15 protein-coding genes are annotated in these 16,486 nt (G+C 42.7%); 2 read left to right on the forward strand and 13 right to left on the reverse strand.

Translation table 11 applies throughout. The annotated features are described in order from the left end of the window. Positions 1-14: 14 nt before the first annotated feature. Positions 15-1,112 (forward strand): methylmalonyl Co-A mutase-associated GTPase MeaB, encoded by a 1,098-nt coding sequence (gene meaB / locus U2P89_RS04820; RefSeq protein ID WP_091906070.1) that lies wholly within the window; start codon positions 15-17, stop codon positions 1,110-1,112. Between the two features lie 66 nt (positions 1,113-1,178). Here meaB and U2P89_RS04825 read toward each other — a convergent pair whose 3' ends face one another. The 12 genes from U2P89_RS04825 to U2P89_RS04880 all read right to left on the reverse strand — a co-directional run bounded on the left by U2P89_RS04825 (position 1,179) and on the right by U2P89_RS04880 (position 11,531). Further along, positions 1,179-1,898 (reverse strand): YebC/PmpR family DNA-binding transcriptional regulator, encoded by a 720-nt coding sequence (locus U2P89_RS04825; RefSeq protein WP_092024477.1) that lies wholly within the window; start codon positions 1,896-1,898, stop codon positions 1,179-1,181. A 155-nt stretch (positions 1,899-2,053) separates the two neighbouring features. Then, positions 2,054-4,516, reverse strand: a complete 2,463-nt coding sequence (gene pheT, locus U2P89_RS04830) for a phenylalanine--tRNA ligase subunit beta (RefSeq protein ID WP_322190766.1) — start codon at positions 4,514-4,516, stop codon at positions 2,054-2,056. Positions 4,517-4,795: 279 nt separating this feature from the next. Then, positions 4,796-5,110: a hypothetical protein gene (locus tag U2P89_RS04835; RefSeq protein WP_091906064.1), complete on the reverse strand. Its 315-nt coding sequence runs from the start codon at positions 5,108-5,110 to the stop codon at positions 4,796-4,798. Further along, entirely contained in the window at positions 5,094-5,609 is a 516-nt protein-coding gene (locus U2P89_RS04840) for a hypothetical protein (protein WP_091906062.1), read from the reverse strand. Before U2P89_RS04840 ends, U2P89_RS04835 begins: the two co-directional genes overlap by 17 nt. Positions 5,610-5,632: 23 nt before the next feature. Further along, complete coding sequence (locus U2P89_RS04845; protein WP_091906060.1) at positions 5,633-6,208, reverse strand: TetR/AcrR family transcriptional regulator; 576 nt, start codon at positions 6,206-6,208, stop codon at positions 5,633-5,635. Positions 6,209-6,294: 86 nt separating this feature from the next. Beyond that, positions 6,295-7,749 carry a transposase gene (locus tag U2P89_RS04850; RefSeq protein WP_322190767.1) on the reverse strand — a complete coding sequence of 485 codons (1,455 nt, stop codon included), beginning with the start codon at positions 7,747-7,749 and terminating at the stop codon, positions 6,295-6,297. A 229-nt stretch (positions 7,750-7,978) separates the two neighbouring features. Then, on the reverse strand, positions 7,979-8,368 hold the full coding sequence (locus tag U2P89_RS04855; RefSeq protein WP_091906058.1) for a four helix bundle protein: 390 nt from the start codon (positions 8,366-8,368) through the stop codon (positions 7,979-7,981). 32 nt (positions 8,369-8,400) lie between these two features. Continuing rightward, entirely contained in the window at positions 8,401-9,135 is a 735-nt protein-coding gene (locus U2P89_RS04860; protein WP_091906056.1) for an outer membrane lipoprotein-sorting protein, read from the reverse strand. Positions 9,136-9,201: 66 nt separating this feature from the next. Continuing rightward, positions 9,202-10,371 (reverse strand): ABC transporter permease, encoded by a 1,170-nt coding sequence (locus U2P89_RS04865; RefSeq protein WP_091906053.1) that lies wholly within the window; start codon positions 10,369-10,371, stop codon positions 9,202-9,204. A 47-nt stretch (positions 10,372-10,418) separates the two neighbouring features. Further along, the gene (locus tag U2P89_RS04870; protein ID WP_091906081.1) at positions 10,419-10,820 is read right to left on the reverse strand and encodes a four helix bundle protein; all 402 of its coding nucleotides are present in this window, start codon (positions 10,818-10,820) and stop codon (positions 10,419-10,421) included. Between the two features lie 13 nt (positions 10,821-10,833). Then, on the reverse strand, positions 10,834-11,370 hold the full coding sequence (locus tag U2P89_RS04875) for an ABC transporter ATP-binding protein (RefSeq protein ID WP_313380158.1): 537 nt from the start codon (positions 11,368-11,370) through the stop codon (positions 10,834-10,836). Further along, positions 11,367-11,531 (reverse strand): hypothetical protein, encoded by a 165-nt coding sequence (locus tag U2P89_RS04880; protein WP_313380159.1) that lies wholly within the window; start codon positions 11,529-11,531, stop codon positions 11,367-11,369. The genes U2P89_RS04875 and U2P89_RS04880 overlap by 4 nt, the downstream gene beginning before the upstream one ends. Before the next feature lie 203 nt (positions 11,532-11,734). Between U2P89_RS04880 and U2P89_RS04885 the strand changes: the two genes are divergently transcribed. Continuing rightward, a complete protein-coding gene (locus tag U2P89_RS04885; RefSeq protein WP_091906051.1) occupies positions 11,735-14,788 on the forward strand; it encodes a DEAD/DEAH box helicase in 3,054 nt (1,017 codons plus the stop codon). Here U2P89_RS04885 and U2P89_RS04890 read toward each other — a convergent pair. Then, positions 14,777-16,195: an AAA family ATPase gene (locus U2P89_RS04890; protein ID WP_322190768.1), complete on the reverse strand. Its 1,419-nt coding sequence runs from the start codon at positions 16,193-16,195 to the stop codon at positions 14,777-14,779. The genes U2P89_RS04885 and U2P89_RS04890 overlap by 12 nt on opposite strands. Positions 16,196-16,486 lie beyond the last annotated feature (291 nt).

Consider the following 16,486-nt stretch of genomic DNA (forward strand, 5'->3'; position numbering starts at 1 on the left):
TTGCTTACAATATGATGGAACATCCCGAGAATGATCCGAGATATAAAGGACTTATTGTCAATAAAGGTGTCGCCCGCCCGCCCAGTGTGAATCCTTATTTACAGAAAAGGATAAAAGAGCATGAGCGTTCTGTGGCGGAATATGCAGAAGGTATTTTGTCAGGCAACAGGGTAGTGCTTAGTCAGGCTGTGACGCTGGTGGAGAGTTCGCGACCCGAACATCAGGAGAAAGCGCAGGCTATTATTGAACAGTGTCTCCCCTATGCCGGTAATTCAGTCCGTGTGGGTATAACGGGTGTTCCCGGAGCCGGGAAAAGTACCTCTATCGATGCATTCGGGATGCATCTTTTGCAGGAAGGCCACAAATTAGCGGTATTGGCGATCGACCCTTCGAGTGAGCGGTCGAAAGGGAGTATCCTTGGAGATAAGACGCGGATGGAGAAACTCTCTTTAGAGCAGGATGCTTTTATCCGTCCTTCTCCTTCTGCAGGGTCCCTGGGAGGTGTGGCGCGCAAGACACGCGAAACTATTGTCCTTTGTGAAGCGGCCGGATTCGATTACGTGTTTGTGGAAACCGTGGGAGTAGGGCAGTCGGAGACTGCAGTCCACTCTATGGTGGATTTCTTTTTACTGATCCAACTTGCCGGTACAGGTGACGAGTTACAGGGTATCAAGCGTGGGATCATGGAGATGGCCGACGGCATTGTGATTAATAAAGCTGATGGAGACAATATTGAAAAAGCCAAGATGGCTCAGCGCCATTTCAGCAATGCATTGCACCTTTTTCCGCTTCCCGAATCCGGATGGCTACCCAAAGTACTGACCTATTCCGGATACTATAATCTGGGTATTGCAGAGGTATGGGAGATGGTGCACAAGTATATCGATTTTGTGAAGGAAAACGGTTATTTCGAACGTAAGCGTCAGCAACAGGCGAAATACTGGATGTATGAGACCATTAACGAGCAGTTGCGCAACAGCTTTTACCGTGATCCGGAGATTGACCGGTTATTACAAAAACTGGAGGATGATGTCCTTGGTAACCGGAAAAGCTCCTTTATCGCAGCCAGGGAGGCGCTTGACAAATATTTTGAATTGTTTCTCAGGCAATGAATAGCGGTTCGATTCCGCTGTGCGCTACTTCTCCGGATAATGTGCGATGCCCGATATTTTTTCATTTTACTCCCCTTCCGCCATATTATGGAACACATTCTGGACATCCTCGTCCTCCTCAAATTTTTCCAGCAGTTTTTCGATCTGAGCACGTTGCTCTTCGTTGAGATCTTTGGTGTCGCGTGGAATGCGCTCGAATTCGGCTGAATGAATTTCAAATCCGTTTTCTTCCAGATAACTTTGAATGTCGGAATAGGACTTGAAATCGCCGTAGAGAAGAATATCATCTTCTTCCACTTCTACTTCATCCACTCCGTAATCGATCAGTTCCAGTTCCAGGTCTTCCAACGAAATACCGTCTTTAGGTGCAATTTTGAATACGCACTTATGGTCGAATAAAAATTCCAGGCTGCCGGAAGTACCCAATGAACCCCCATGTTTATTGAAATAGCTGCGGACGTTCGCCACGGTACGCGTGGGGTTGTCGGTTGCTGTTTCCACTACGATCGCGATGCCATAAGGTCCATATCCTTCATATACCACTTCCTTATAATCGGAGTGGTCCTTGTCGGTCGCCTTTTTGATGGCACGCTCCACGTTGTCTTTCGGCATATTCTCTTTCTTCGCCTGCTGTATCAACACACGTAAGCGGGGATTGGTATCGGCATCAGGACCACCTTCACGGGCGGCAATAGTGATCTGTTTCCCTAATTTAGTGAATACGCGGGCCATATTTCCCCAGCGTTTCAGCTTGGTCGCTTTTCTATATTCAAATGCTCTTCCCATATTGTTTATATATCCTTTTATCTAATAGTATTAAAATTCTAATTACCAATTACTAATTACCAATTACCAATTTTACCAGAAATGTTCACTTTTAATTCTTCACTCTTCACTCTTCATTTTTCTCCCTTTTCCCCAATCATCAAGTCTCCCCAGTCCTATCTCAACTGAGCCCCCAATTCCTCTTCCAGACTTTTTTGGATCCTCTGCATTACGTTGTCGATCTGTTTATCGTTGAGCGTTTTTTCTTCGTCCTGTAACAGGAAGTTGACCGCATAGGATTTTTTGCCTTCAGGCAGGTTTTTTCCTTCATAGACATCAAAGAGTGATACCTGTTTCAGTAGTTTCTTTTCTGACTTGAGGGCGATCTTCCGGATCTGGGCAAAGGTGATTTCTTTGTCGACCAGCAGTGCCAGGTCTCTGCTTACGGCCGGGAATCTGGCTATTTCGGAAAAACGTACCGATTGTTTTTCGGATTCTTTCATCAGCAGATCCCAATTCATCTCGGCGAAGAATACCTCCGTATCGATATCGAATTTTTTGCATATCTTAGGAGAAACAATGCCAAAGAAGCCTATGGTGCGTTTGTGGGTTTTGACACTCATACCGGCAGAAAGGAGTTCGTTTTGTTCTGTTTCAAAGAACACCTGATTCCCGCTGATCCCCATTCTTTTCAGGATATTTTCCACATGCGCTTTCAACTCGAAGACGGAACTTTGTTCTCCTGCTGCCGCCCAATTCTTATGGGTACGTTTACCACATATCCATAGTCCGATATGGAATTCTTCGGAATATGGGGCAAGAACATTCTCTTCGCTTTTTTTGGCGGCATCAAAGAAATAGCAGTTGCCGAATTCATAGAACCGGAGGTCGCCATGTTTGCGGTTGCGGTTGTAAGCAATGCTCTCCAATCCCCCGAAAAGTAATGTCTGGCGCATCACGTTGAGGTCATTGCTTAGCGGATTTACCAGCGGTACGCAGTGTGAGGCAGGATAAGTTTCGAAGCTCTCATAATAACTTTTTTTAGTAAGAGAGTTATTCAATATCTCGTTAAATCCGTTTGCCGTAAGTTGTTCAGAGATGAGTGTCTGCAATTTCTGCTTGCGGTCCGCAGGCATTTGAATGGAAAGATTCGCCTTTAATGAGTCACTGATCTCCACATTGTTGTATCCATAGATGCGGAGGATATCTTCAATTACATCCACATCGCGCGTTACATCCACACGGTAAGTGGGGATACGTAGGGTGAGTTGATCATCTGTCTCATTTTCTATCTCAATTTCAAGACTGTTCAAAATGCTCTTGACAGTCTCTTTCGGTATTTCTTTGCCTATCAGCTTCTTTGTTTTGTCATAAGAGAGGTATACCACTGCTCTTTCGATAGGTACCGGATAAATATCACGAATGTCGCCCTCTATTGTACCGCCTGCCAGTTCCTTTACCAGCATGGCTGCCCGTTTTAGTACATAGACTGTATTGGCGGGATCGGTACCCCGTTCGAAACGGAATGAAGAGTCGGTGTTCAGCCCATGGCGACGGGCAGTTTTCCGTACCCATGTAGGATTGAAATAAGCCGATTCCAGGAATATATCGGTTGTTTTTTCGGTTACGCCCGACTCCAATCCTCCGAATACGCCGGCAATACACATCCCCTCTTCAGAGTTGCAGATCATCAGGTCGTTTTCGTTTAGTTCGCGTTCTTCTTCATCCAATGTGATGAATTTGGTCTTTTCGGGCATGGTACGTATTATCACTTCGTTTCCGGTGATATGTGCAGCATCGAATGCATGCATCGGATGTCCTGTCTCGTGGAGTACGAAATTGGTGATGTCTACGATATTGTTGATGGGACGAAGCCCGATCAACAATAATTTATTCTTCAGCCAGTCGGGGCTTTCTTTCACTGTTACATCACGGATAGTCAGTCCCGAGTAACGTGGGCAGGCTTCCCTGTTCTCCACAATCACCTCGATACCTCCCTGTTGGGTATCCACGGCAAATCCCTCTACCGACGGTTTTGTAAGCTTATAAGGTTTACCTGCCTGTTCCAGCCATGCCGCCAGATCACGTGCTACTCCGAAATGGGAGGCAGCATCTATACGGTTGGGAGTGATATCTACTTCCAGTACATAATCGCTCTTTATGTTATAGTACTCTTTAGCAGGCATTCCTACTTTTGCTTCATCAGGTAAAACAATAATACCATCATGAGAAGTGCCTATCCCGATCTCGTCTTCGGCACAAATCATTCCGAACGACTCTTCACCACGTATCTTGGAGCGTTTTATCGTGAACACATCATCACCCGAATACAATTTCGTGCCGATGGTGGCAACCACTACTTTCTGGCCGGCTGCCACGTTGGGTGCACCACATACGATCTTCAGCGGCTCTTCACCATTACCGATATCTACGGTAGTCAGGTGCAGATGGTCGGAATTGGGATGAGATACGCATGTCAGCACTTCCCCGATCACTAAACCTTCCAATCCCCCTTTGATGGTTTGTATCTCTTCCACACTCCCGGTTTCCAGTCCTATGGAGGTGAGTGCATCGGCTGTCTCTTGTGGCGACAAATCAAATTGAAGGTACTCTTTGAGCCAGTTGTACGAAATGTTCATTCTTCTAAAATTGCAATGGGATTTATGCGGATTAAAACAGATTAAATCTTACTGATACAGATCGATTCAGATTGATTCAGATTGATTTAGATCGATTCAGATTGATTTAGATTGAAAAAGATTGATGATCGTTTGGTTTTTCAATCTGTCAATATCAACCTGTTAAAATCCGGAATCCTGATTCTTTTTGAAATAAGGTTCAAAATTACAAAAAAAAGCGATAACCTCTCTATATTTGGATTTAAGATTCAAAATTCAAAATTCAAGATTCAAGATTTGTCAGTGATGCCATACGATCATTAGTTGAAAGCCTTTACCCGCAAAACGACCGGATGTTCCCATTTGCGAAGGTATTCCGAATTGTTTCGGGTTCCAGTAAGCGATTGTATGGAAAGTAATGTTGTTGAGCTGATGCTGCCAGTTGAGGAAGTTGTAGAAGTTCTGCTCTTTCCAGTCGTAATAGATCATTGCACTGAGATTGTCCAGCAGCGTGAGAGGGTAGGAGATATGGAGTCCGGAAAAATTAAGGGAGTTGTGAGGATCGATCCCTTTCTCGCTATAGGAGTAGAATAATTGTTCAAATGTTGTTGCCATAGAGAGACCACAACCATAAGGTGCTGTTATTCGGGAAATAATATCGGAACAAACCACCCCAGACACCATCGGTGAGCTGCAGCGGATCACGCGGATCCATGCTGTCGAACCACATCAACGGTCGGAACATCTGCGCTGATCCGAAATTAATTTTTTGTAGTCCGATCCTTGCTTCCATTCTTGTGGACGAATAACGTGCCCATGCCCTGTATGGTTTTATCTTTCCGTCCGTAGAAATATTACCGGATTGTATTCCCATGTCACCGAATAGATTTGCTGATGCTTCAATATCAAAGAGTTGGTTGTTTTTTAAAGGGATGCTGAAGTTCAATTGCGGGATATAACGTCCTCCCAACCAGAATTTTGTTGGGATATCGGGTGAAAATTGCCCCCATGCAGATAGTTGTCCGCTGAACAGGAGCTTTTCGGGTTTGCTGTTTTGTGCAAATATTAAAGGGCTGCAGAAAATAAGTGCTATGCATATGTAGATTCTATTCATCGGAATTTTTGTTGATTGAAGTCTTATCCATCTTTGTTTTCGGCGATACCATACATAAATAGTCTTGTGATAATGCGGGCGAGTTCGTGGGTTGTCCCGAAAAACTTCATTGTTTCATCATTGAAAGTAAAATCTTGTATGGCATTCACGTATAAAATAAAAACCGGGAAGCTTAGCTCTTTGATGATCTGTCCGCTTTGCTGCATTTCGATAAACCATTTTTTTGTAACATCTAAATTTTTCTGTCTCCATGCTTCTAAATGTTCTCTGATTGTATCGTCGGGATACTTATACAGGTCTGACACAAATTCCATATCCAAAGTTGATGCGTTTTCCAGCTTTAATTCAAATGTTTTCCTGACCTTCTCTTCAGCCGTTAGGTCTGATTGCATCATTGCTTCATATTTGTCCAGTGCAGTAGAATAATAATTGTCTATAACGGCTTTGACCAACTCTATCTTGTTGGGGAAATATTTGTAAAAGGTCATTTTGCTGACATTTGCTTCCTCACAGATTTCCTCTATCGTAACTTTCTTTACACCAAATTTGTAAAAAAGTCTTTTTGCCGCTTCAAAAATATCGTTCTGTTTTTTTGTCATGTTTAAATTATTCAAGTTTCCCACCTCTCCTTATAGCGATAATTGAAGTGGTTTGATTTTATATTAATCTCATATTTAATCATTTATCAAGAAGCTTTATTGGATTTAACATTGCAGCTATCTAAATGATTTACTGCATTTAGCAAAACAAGGATCTCTTGGGATGTCTTTTCTGAAGAAGTCAACTTGTAAAGAGTCCTTTCGATGTCAATACATAGCAATTCCAATAAATCCCGCAGTATTTTCAATATAACCAATTCAATCCGTTCACATAGCGTTTTTTCCAACATCTCTTCCCGTGTGTCCCGGAACAGGGCTCCCAACGTCTCATATGCCTGGAAACGCTTGTATAGTGATAATATGGTGTATGTTATCATCACTAAAGTGGTATCGGCCACCTGTCCGCAAAAATCAGTGTTTTGAGATTTTCCGAGCCGCAGGTATTGTTTGCATTCCTTGAACAGGACCTCGATACCCCAACGTATTTGGTAGAGTTCCATTGCCTTGACAAACGTCAGGGAGGTGTCGGTCGTGAGCAAAAGCGCCCAGCTTGTCGCATTTTTATATTTGACATAGAATAATTTAACCGGCGTACCCTTGTAATTGGCAACAACAGAAAAATACCGTGACTTGTACTTGTGGCAACTATGTACCTTATTGGAGCGGGATTCATTAATCCTGACGATTGCCTTCGAGTTAAGCTCTTTCCCGTCTACCTCAAACCGGCGCTTGTCCATTTTGCACATGCCGACCACATGCAGCATCCCCTTGCCAATCTTGCGGATTTCCCTGATCATGCCATCGGTCACGAACCAACTGTCCATCAGCACATAGCTTGCCGTAATGGCCCGTTTCACACATTGTTTCAACATCTTAACGCCCACGGAGAGTTTGTCTTCGTCCAGTTCGCCATGGCGTTCCCCGAAATGGCTTTCGACGTCCCTCTTTCCTGCGAACTGCCGATCCTGCGAGTTTTTATCCAACCCGTACCCATTTTTCTTGTTTTCCCGATGAAACGAAAAATCGCAAGGGATCAAACTTTTGCCATCCCAGAAACAAAGCAGCAACAGCTTGAAACCGAACAGGAACCCATGTTCCTTGTGGCTGTAGATTTTGCTGATACCCTCAAATGTCCTGCCACTCTTTTCAATGTCGGTATCATCAAGGACAAAACATTTTATGGACTTACTGTCCAAATCGCCTTTGCGAAGGACACACCGGATGAATTGCCGGGCAAACGACATTAGAACCGACCTCCAATCAACAAGCGGGTTGTTCATCAAACGGTATACCGTGTTGTCGTCAAATCCGATATATCCCGTTTTTTGCGCGGAGTGGACGCTAAATCCGCCCATACGGCTCAAAATCATCGCTACCAGCATCCCTATTAACGGGTAACCTTGCTTTTTTGATGTTGAAAAAGGCTTTAATAGCTGCCCCATATTGAATTGTCTTGAAAAGGAGAGGACCTTCTCCCCTGTCTTGTCTTTTTGCCTTAGGATGTTGCTTAATTCGTCTAATTTGCCTACTTTCGTACTCATAAGTGATGGTAGTTTTAGAATTGTTATATTTTCTGTTTAACTACCTCAAAAATAGCAATTTATTTTAAATTACCATCGCTTTTTCCCTATTATTTTAACTCATTCTCAATCTTTTATAAAAGGTGGGAAACTTGAGTTAAATTATTCAAGATTCAAAATTCAAGATTCAAGATTCAAGATTTGGCTTACGCCGATTTTGGCTCTCCTGAAAGTTCTTTTCATTTTGATTTTATTTATATTTTGGTCCTCGAAGCTCAGAAGTTTTCAGATATTTGATAAATCCGGATAAGGATTGAGATATCTGTAAAGCTTCCTGATATAATTGCTCAAATTCTTCCTCGCAAATATATCCAATATCTAAAGCCCTATATAGTTGGCTGCGGATTTCTCCACAAGAACCTTTTGCAATAAAGAGGAATTGGACAAATTCCTTGTTACCGCTACGTTCAAATCCTTCTGCAATATTATCCATAATTGATCCGGCAGACCCTCTTATTTGATCTCTCAATCTATAGTCTTTCGAGAAAGACTCTTTCTCCAATATCAGATATATCTTCTTCGAAAAGGAACGAGCCATTTTCCAGACTTCCAAATCTTCAAATTGTTCTATCTTTGACATAATCTTGAATCTTGAATTTTAAATATCGAATTCTATTGTTTCAAACTTGCTTTTGAAAAAATATGTTCCGGGATTTTTTTGTCGAATTCAATGTAGGTGATACTCCATTCGGTTCCCTTACCATCTTTCAGGACATCCTTATATACCATTTTTATGGGAAACCACCGGTTGTCGATACGTTGCACATCGCTCAAAGTGATCTCCTTGAGTAACTGGCCGCTTTTGGCGTATAATTCTTGTCGTAATGGAACGAGCCGTTCGGTGTCTATCCATTGTTTTTGGGAGTGATAAGCCACATCATCCACTTTGGCCTCTAGGTGCAGGACATAGCATTTGCGTCCCTCTATTATCTCTTCGCCCATCAATGAAGGGGTGTACATATCTGTCAGTTTCCTGTCTTCCATCATATCTTCATAGGAGAGGTCGGATCCCATCACCGATTGACGTAACATGTGTCCTGAGATCATTATGGTGCGGTCAGTCGAAGGGGAGTAGAGCCACATTTCTTTCCCAAGTTTCAACATCTTGGTTCCCTTTTCGCGTGCAGGTGAGAGGTACTCTGTGAAAGATTTTTCATTCCCGACGGTATAGCTTTTCGAAGTCATCGTACGACTGCTGCGTCTGCCATGTACTGTCATGCTCGATTCCACGATCCTGCTTTCGGCAGAAAGGTTTCTGTCCACATCCCTGATAATCTGTTCCGCATCCTGCGCGTGGAGGGTACTCACGACAAGTATTGTCAATAATAATAGTATAAACTTCTTCATATGTTTTATCTTGATTTTAAATCTTAAATCTTGAATTTTTGAATCATTGAATCATTGAATCTGAAATCAATTAATTCTCCCTTTTAACGCTTCCACCACATTACTCTTGGCAATCTTACGTGCCGGGAGATAACTTATCAGCATGGATAGCGATATAATGATGACGATGCTTGTCAGGATAGTATTTGGTTGGTATACCGGAAACATGGTGTCTCGCATCCCTAAGCCTATCTCCGTATAGCTCTGAGGCAGTTTTATACCTGTCTTTCCATACCAATATAGCAGGGGTGTTCCCCAGATAGCCCCGATAAGTATGGCCAACAAGCTATAAGTAGTGCCTTCTAAAGTGAACAGCCTTGTCACTTGCTTAGGCGTCATCCCGAGGGCGATATATGTACCGATTTCCTTTTGACGGCGGAAGATAGAAAGCGTCTGTGTGTCAAACACCGCCAATAAGGCAATCGAAAGCAGGATGATAAAGATGATGAGCGACTCTATCCGGCTGCTTTGTGCCAAAAGGTAGAGATCTTCCAGCAGGAAATCGGAATTTTTATAGCTCCAGCCTTTGATATCCTGCTCAATGGGGAAGTCTTTGGATCTTACCAGATAGGTTGCCTCTCCTTCCATACCTGTCATCTGTTGAAGTTTGTGCAGGTTGACCCATATCTGCCCTGCGTCAACTGTCGCGATACTGGTATCGAATATCTCTGATATAACAATCTCCTGTGCATCGAATGCACCGTTTTTGTCACGCCATCGTATAAGTAGATTGTCCCCCACACTCGCATTGAGTGTACGTGCCATCCTTTTTCCTATTATTGCCTCAATGGGTTCTTCTTCCGATTGTAAATATTGTGAGGGGATTTCCAGTATTTGCTGGGACGGCTCTATGCCTCTCAGCAGGATGTTCTGCATATTTCCCGACTCATATGCTACTGCTTGAATAACCAGAATGGGAGTCAAGGATTGATCATTGATATGGGGGATAAACTCATTGGGAATGGGGCCATGTGCATCCTGTAAGGTAAATACATCATACCTGTCATAGTTTTCATGCCAGAACTGCCCCGCTCCCGTTTCCCAGTCACGGGTATCCGTGATCGCATCGTTTACCCATCCGTCTATCAGTCCGTTAAACGCTGTCATCAGGATAAAGGTGAAGGAAAGTACGGATACATTTAACCATGTACGTCTACCTGCCCCAAGGATATTTTTTATTGCTGTTTTGAGTAGCATGATTTAAAAATTCAAAAATTTAAAGATTCCAGGATTCAAAGATTCAATTAGTGTTGGGAACTTTTGTATTTTATCCCCTTATATTCTGATTCCTTGAGATATTTTATGAAATTGGATAAAGATTGGGATATGTTTTTAGCCTTATCTGAAAATTCCAGATATTCCTTTTCGGTGATCAATTCGATGTCGAATGCCCTCTGTAATTGGCTGCGTGTTTCACCACATGACCCCTTGGCTATATAAAGAAATTGTACAAATTCTTTGTTTCCGTTGCGCTCAAATCCTTCAGCGATATTATCCATTATGGAACCGGAAGAAGCTTTTATCTGTTCCTTGAAACGAAATTCCCTGTAAAAACTTTCCTTCTCCGTCAGCAAGAAGATATCTTTTGCAAAAAGCCTTGCCTGTAGCCATACTTCCAAGTCTTCAAAAAATACGATCTTTCCCATAATCATTAAATCATTAAATCATTGAATCCTTTACTACCTTTCCGTCTTCCAGATAAATGATCCGTTTCAAGTACTGCATCACTTTCTCGTCATGCGTGGCAAAAATAAAAGTGGTGTTAAGTTCTTCATTTAACCGGCGCATGGTTTGGAGAATGGTATGCGAGTTTTTTGCATCAAGGTTTGCCGATGGTTCGTCTGCCAGTACAATATCAGGCCGTTTCACCATCGCGCGGGCAATGGCTACCCGTTGACTTTCACCACCCGATAGTTGGGACGGACGGGATTTTGCCTTGTCAGTCAGTCCAACCCATTCGAGCGCATCCATCACCGCTTTATTCCGTTCTTCATCTGAAATTTTTTGTAGAAGTAACGCGAACTCCACATTCTCGTAGACGGTATAGACGGGCAGCAGGTTGTAGCTTTGGAAAATAAAGCCGATACTTTTGTTGCGGAGCACAGCCGATTCCTTGGCGGTCAACAAGGATATAGAGTGTCCCAACACCATGGCTTCTCCTTCAGATGGCGTGTCAAGCGAGCCGATGATATTCAATAGCGTAGTTTTCCCGATCCGCTGGGACCGACCAATCCGAGGAATTCTCCACGCTCGATATCCAGGCTAATCCGGTTAAGGGCTGTGAAAAATCCGTTTCCTACCGGAAACTGTTTGACCAGATCGGTCAGCCGGATGATCTTCTCTTTTTCATTCATCATATTTTATGTTTAAAATATACTTTATGTGTGTAAATATACGAAAAATGTATTATTATACAAATATAGTATATATTTATTGGTTAATTTGAATGAAACTTTCAGTTAATTTTTTGCTAACTTTGTTTTTTCTGTGTATTGAGTATCGTTTAACTTGCGGAATTTTCCGCCTTAATTTGTAGATAAAAAATTGAAATAATCATACAATGATGAATGGACACATGGCTGAGTCACTTATCATAACCCTGATTCATCATCCCAAATTCGGTTATATGCTTCAACCTGCATTTGCATTGTTCCGGCATGAAACTGAAGTATATACCATTACCGAAATAGCAAGCATCTCCTCTTCCACTTTTCCCCTATTGGGCGATGATGAGCAGGAAATTGTGAGGTGTGCCGAACGCTATACCGATAAAAATTTGATGGTATCCTATTCACGTGAGAAAAGTGAAGCCGCTTTCCTGCAAAAGGTGACAGAAAAGGATATCGACCTCTATATCCGTCCGTTTATAGAAAACAGGCATAAGGAAATTGCGGCGTTGCTTTTGAAAACAAATTCCCCGGTCTTTATTCGTAATAAGATACAAATTCGTGATTTCCGTATAAACCAAGCATTGGAGCAGATGAAAGAGCCTTCACGTATAGTATTTATTTTTCGAAATAAGGAGATATTCACCTATACAGCCAAAGTGCAGAATGGAAAATCAGAGATAGTGCTCGACGGCCGTTTTTTTGCCCCGCTTGTCTCAAACCCTGCCCTTGCGGTGATTGGTAGTCAACTGCATCATTTTATTGATATCGGTGTAAAAAAGCTGATCCCTTTTCTCAGTAAAAAACAGATAACAGTCCCGGTAAACAGTGTCGCCACTTACATTCGTAAGTTCGTGGTGCAATGTGTGGAAAATTATGAGACGATAGGGGAAGGATTGACTATTTTCGAACAGAAACATGATCCGGTAGCGGTTCTGACACTCGAGAAAGGAATGGATTTGCTCCCGGTGCTCCATCTGCGTTTTCAATACGGAAATAACCTTTTCTCTATGAATAAACCTTATAAGAAAGAGGTGGAATTGAATGATAATGGAGGTGACTTTTCGATTGGATGGTATTATCGCGACAGAGATTGGGAGGAAAGGCATATACAAATGCTTACCGATTCAGGGTTATGTAAAACTCCTATCGGACATTTTGTGACGACGGCAATGGCTGCGAATCTCCCTGATCGATTGGATTATACAGATAAAAATGGTACCGGACCTTCAGGAGTGGTGGAGTGGTTGAATTTGCACGGCGACTTGCTGAAAAACTTCGAATTGAAACAGTCGTTCGGTAAAGTGTTATATTACACGGGTGAGATTGATTTAGAAATGGATATCAGTGACAACAACGACTGGTTCGATATTCAATGTCTGGCATGTTTTGGTGAGGTGACAATCCCTTTTGTGGAATTTAAAAACCATATTCTTAATGGTATCCGCGAGTATGTTTTGCCTGACGGGCGCATAGCGATACTACCTCGGGAGTGGTTTTTCCGTTTTGATGAGTTGTTCCGGTTTGGGAAGGTCACAGGCGACTCTATTCGCCTTGGAAATACTCATTTCCGTGTAAAGGAACTGGCTGAAAACGGTCGTTTTTCAGAAATAAAAACCGGAGAAAGATTGCTTTCGGTCGAGCCTCCTCCTTCATTGAATACCACGTTACGCCCTTATCAGGAGAGCGGTTTCCGTTGGTTGGTCTATCTGCAGAAAAACGGTTTCGGTGGATGCCTCGCCGATGATATGGGATTGGGTAAAACTTTGCAGACCATCGCACTGTTGTTACATCTGTATGTGGATAGTTCAGAAACGCCGGGAGGGATTGCTATGCATGGAGAGGTAAAATCGTTGGGTGGCTCCGGAACAACACGTGCACAGGGGAAGCCGGATATAAGGAGAGGAGTGCCTCAGCAGCTTTCTCTTTTTGATAATTTTGCAGAGGATACCGTGGGTGATGGAGAGAAAACGGCTGACAGACAGTCCGGCTTGAATAAAAACCTTCCGCCGACACTTATTGTAATGCCCACATCGCTTGTCCATAACTGGTTGAACGAGTTGAACAAGTTTGCCCCGCAGTTGAAAGTCTATGCGCATTACGGAAGCAATCGTCTTCAGGGTGATGGTTTCAGAAGAAGGATGAACCGTTGCCAGGTGATACTGACGAGTTATGGTGTTGTAAGGCAAGATATCGACCTGTTAAGCCATTATCATTTTTATTACCTCGTGCTGGATGAAAGCCAGAATATCAAAAACCCGGAATCAAAGATATTTGAGTGTGTAAAACAGCTGTATTCCTCCGGTAAACTCGCATTGACCGGTACGCCCATCGAGAATTCACTCTCCGACCTGTGGTCGCAAATGGATTTCTTGAATGAAGGTATCCTCGGGAAACGGAGTACATTCAAAGCGCGTTTCAACGAGCGGGATGTGATCAACGATGAAGAGGCATGCCTCAAACTGTTCAAGATTATCGACCCGTTTATTCTTCGCCGCACCAAAGAGGAGGTGGCGCCCGAGTTGCCGCCATTGACGGAGGAGACGGTCTATTGCGAGATGGAAGAGGAGCAGGCGGCATGTTATAATGAAGAGAAGAGCAAAATCCGAAACGTCTTGCTGGAGCAATGGAACAAAGCGGATAAGTCTTATACAGCTGCCGCATTGAGCAGCCTTACGCGGTTGCGTCTATTAGCCAACCATCCCGCGATCTCCTTCCCCGGTTACGAAGGATCGTCGGCCAAGTTCGATCAGGTCATCTCGCAAGCCGAGACCATCTTTGCAGGAAAATACAAGGTGCTGATCTTTTCCTCTTTCGTGAAGCATCTTCAACTCTTCGCCGATTATTTCGACCGGTGCGGGTGGCGTTACGCATGGTTGACCGGCAGCACGACCGACCGGCAGGGAGAAATCGAGAAGTTCAATAACGATGATAATGTACAGACGTTCTTTATCTCGCTCAAAGCGGGTGGGACTGGGTTAAACCTCACCGCCGCCGATTATGTATTTATTCTCGACCCGTGGTGGAACCCCGCCGCCGAGATGCAGGCCGTGAGCCGTGCCCACCGCATCGGTCAGGATCGGAAAGTGACGCTATATCGCTTTATCACGAAAAATACGGTAGAAGAAAAAATCCAGCGGTTACAACACTATAAGAGTTCGTTGTCGGATGCACTTATCAGGTCGCAACTTTCTATAGAGGAGATGAAGGAGTTGTTATTCAAATAAATCATCCATCGTTACCTCTGATTGAATATCGTTCCAATACTCGTTATGTACGAGTCCATACGTGGTAATCATTGTCAGGTGGACGGCTTTACGGGTTTTAGTCTCATTGATAAAGACCGATTTCTTGTGCATCAGGTTTTGATGTGTCTTTTTGTCCATGCAAAATTTTTCCCTGCTGAATTTCATTTCGCACAGGTTGATCACATTATCATTACGGTCGATAAGCAAATCTATCTGTGTCCCCTCTTCTTTGGATTTACTCCGCCAGGAATGTGAATAAGAGATAATGCCATGGATACCTAACTTTTTACGAATTTGATCTTCATGCATCAGGCAGACCTGTTCAAACCCGTAGCCGCTCCATGCACGATGCTTCGCGTTGTCAATCAGGTTTGTCCAATGGTTTGTGTAGCTTGCATTCGATCCTTTGATATAATTGAGATAAAAAAGCGTATAGAAGTCTATTAACTGATAGAGTGTTTCTCTTGATATTTTGCCGATGGGATTGTATCTTTTGATAAATCCGCACAACTCAAGTTCTTCGATTTTTGCCGATAAGTTGCCACTGTTGTGCAATCCGGAATATTGTATCAGTTCGTTTCGTGTCAGACCCATCCTTTTCTTGCTCAACGTTTCGACAATTTTTACATACTGTTCTGAGTTTTCAAATAGTGAAGAGTATAGCCTGGAAAATTCTTGTCGCAACATACCCTCTTTTCGAAAGAACAGATCATCGATGTTTTGTGCCAGGCTCTTCGATTTGTCTAATTGTTCGAGGTAATAGGGTATGCCTCCCATAATCATGTAACATTCGATAATCTGATGCCGGTTAAAACTGATCTTCATCTTCTTGAGAAAAGCCTCCGTTTCTCTCAGCGTGAAAGGATTCAACTGGATTTGGCGGGTAACACGGTTGTGTAGGCCTCCTCTGTTCTTTATGATATTGTTGATAATCCATGATGTTGCCGATGCACAAACGATTAAAATCACATCTCTCTGAGCCGACGCGTATGTGTTCCAGAAATATTCCAATGCCTTGGTGAAATTGGAACGTTTGGTGTCGAGCCACGAAATTTCGTCGATGAAAATTATTTTCTTTCCTCCTTCTTTGGTATTATCGAGTAAATTGATGATCTGCTCAAACACTTCGAACCAACTGTTCACAGCCGGATATTTATAATCGGAATAGCGATTAATAGCCGATTGAAAATTGACCAGTTGTGATTTCTTGTCAAGATTTGCTACGCCGGAAAAATAAAGCGTGAATTTGTTTTGAAAAAACTCCCGTATCAAGAAGGTTTTGCCAACGCGTCTGCGCCCATAAACGGCAATGAACTCCGATTTATCGGTTTCGAGATATTTTTGAAGCATCTCAATTTCATGCTCCCGTCCAACAATTCTTGTCATAATGTTATATTTTTATTGGCTGTAAATATATAAAATAATATAGATATAGCCAAGTATAAAATATTTTATTGGCTTTAAGTTGATCAAATTATATAGATATAGCCAAGTAAAAAATATTTTATTGGCGCTAAGCATGTAAAAATATATAGATACTGTGACTTTAAAACTATGCGATGCTACTGAATAATTGGACGAATTGTAGACTTTTCAAATTCGCGTGAGAAACTTAGCTCCTTTATATTTCTGAATCTCCGTTGTTTTACTTAATTTTGCCTTACATTCAAATAATTG

Origin of the sequence: Proteiniphilum sp., assembly GCF_034331125.1 — a bacterium.
Taxonomy (GTDB): Bacteria; Bacteroidota; Bacteroidia; order Bacteroidales; family Dysgonomonadaceae; genus Proteiniphilum; species Proteiniphilum saccharofermentans.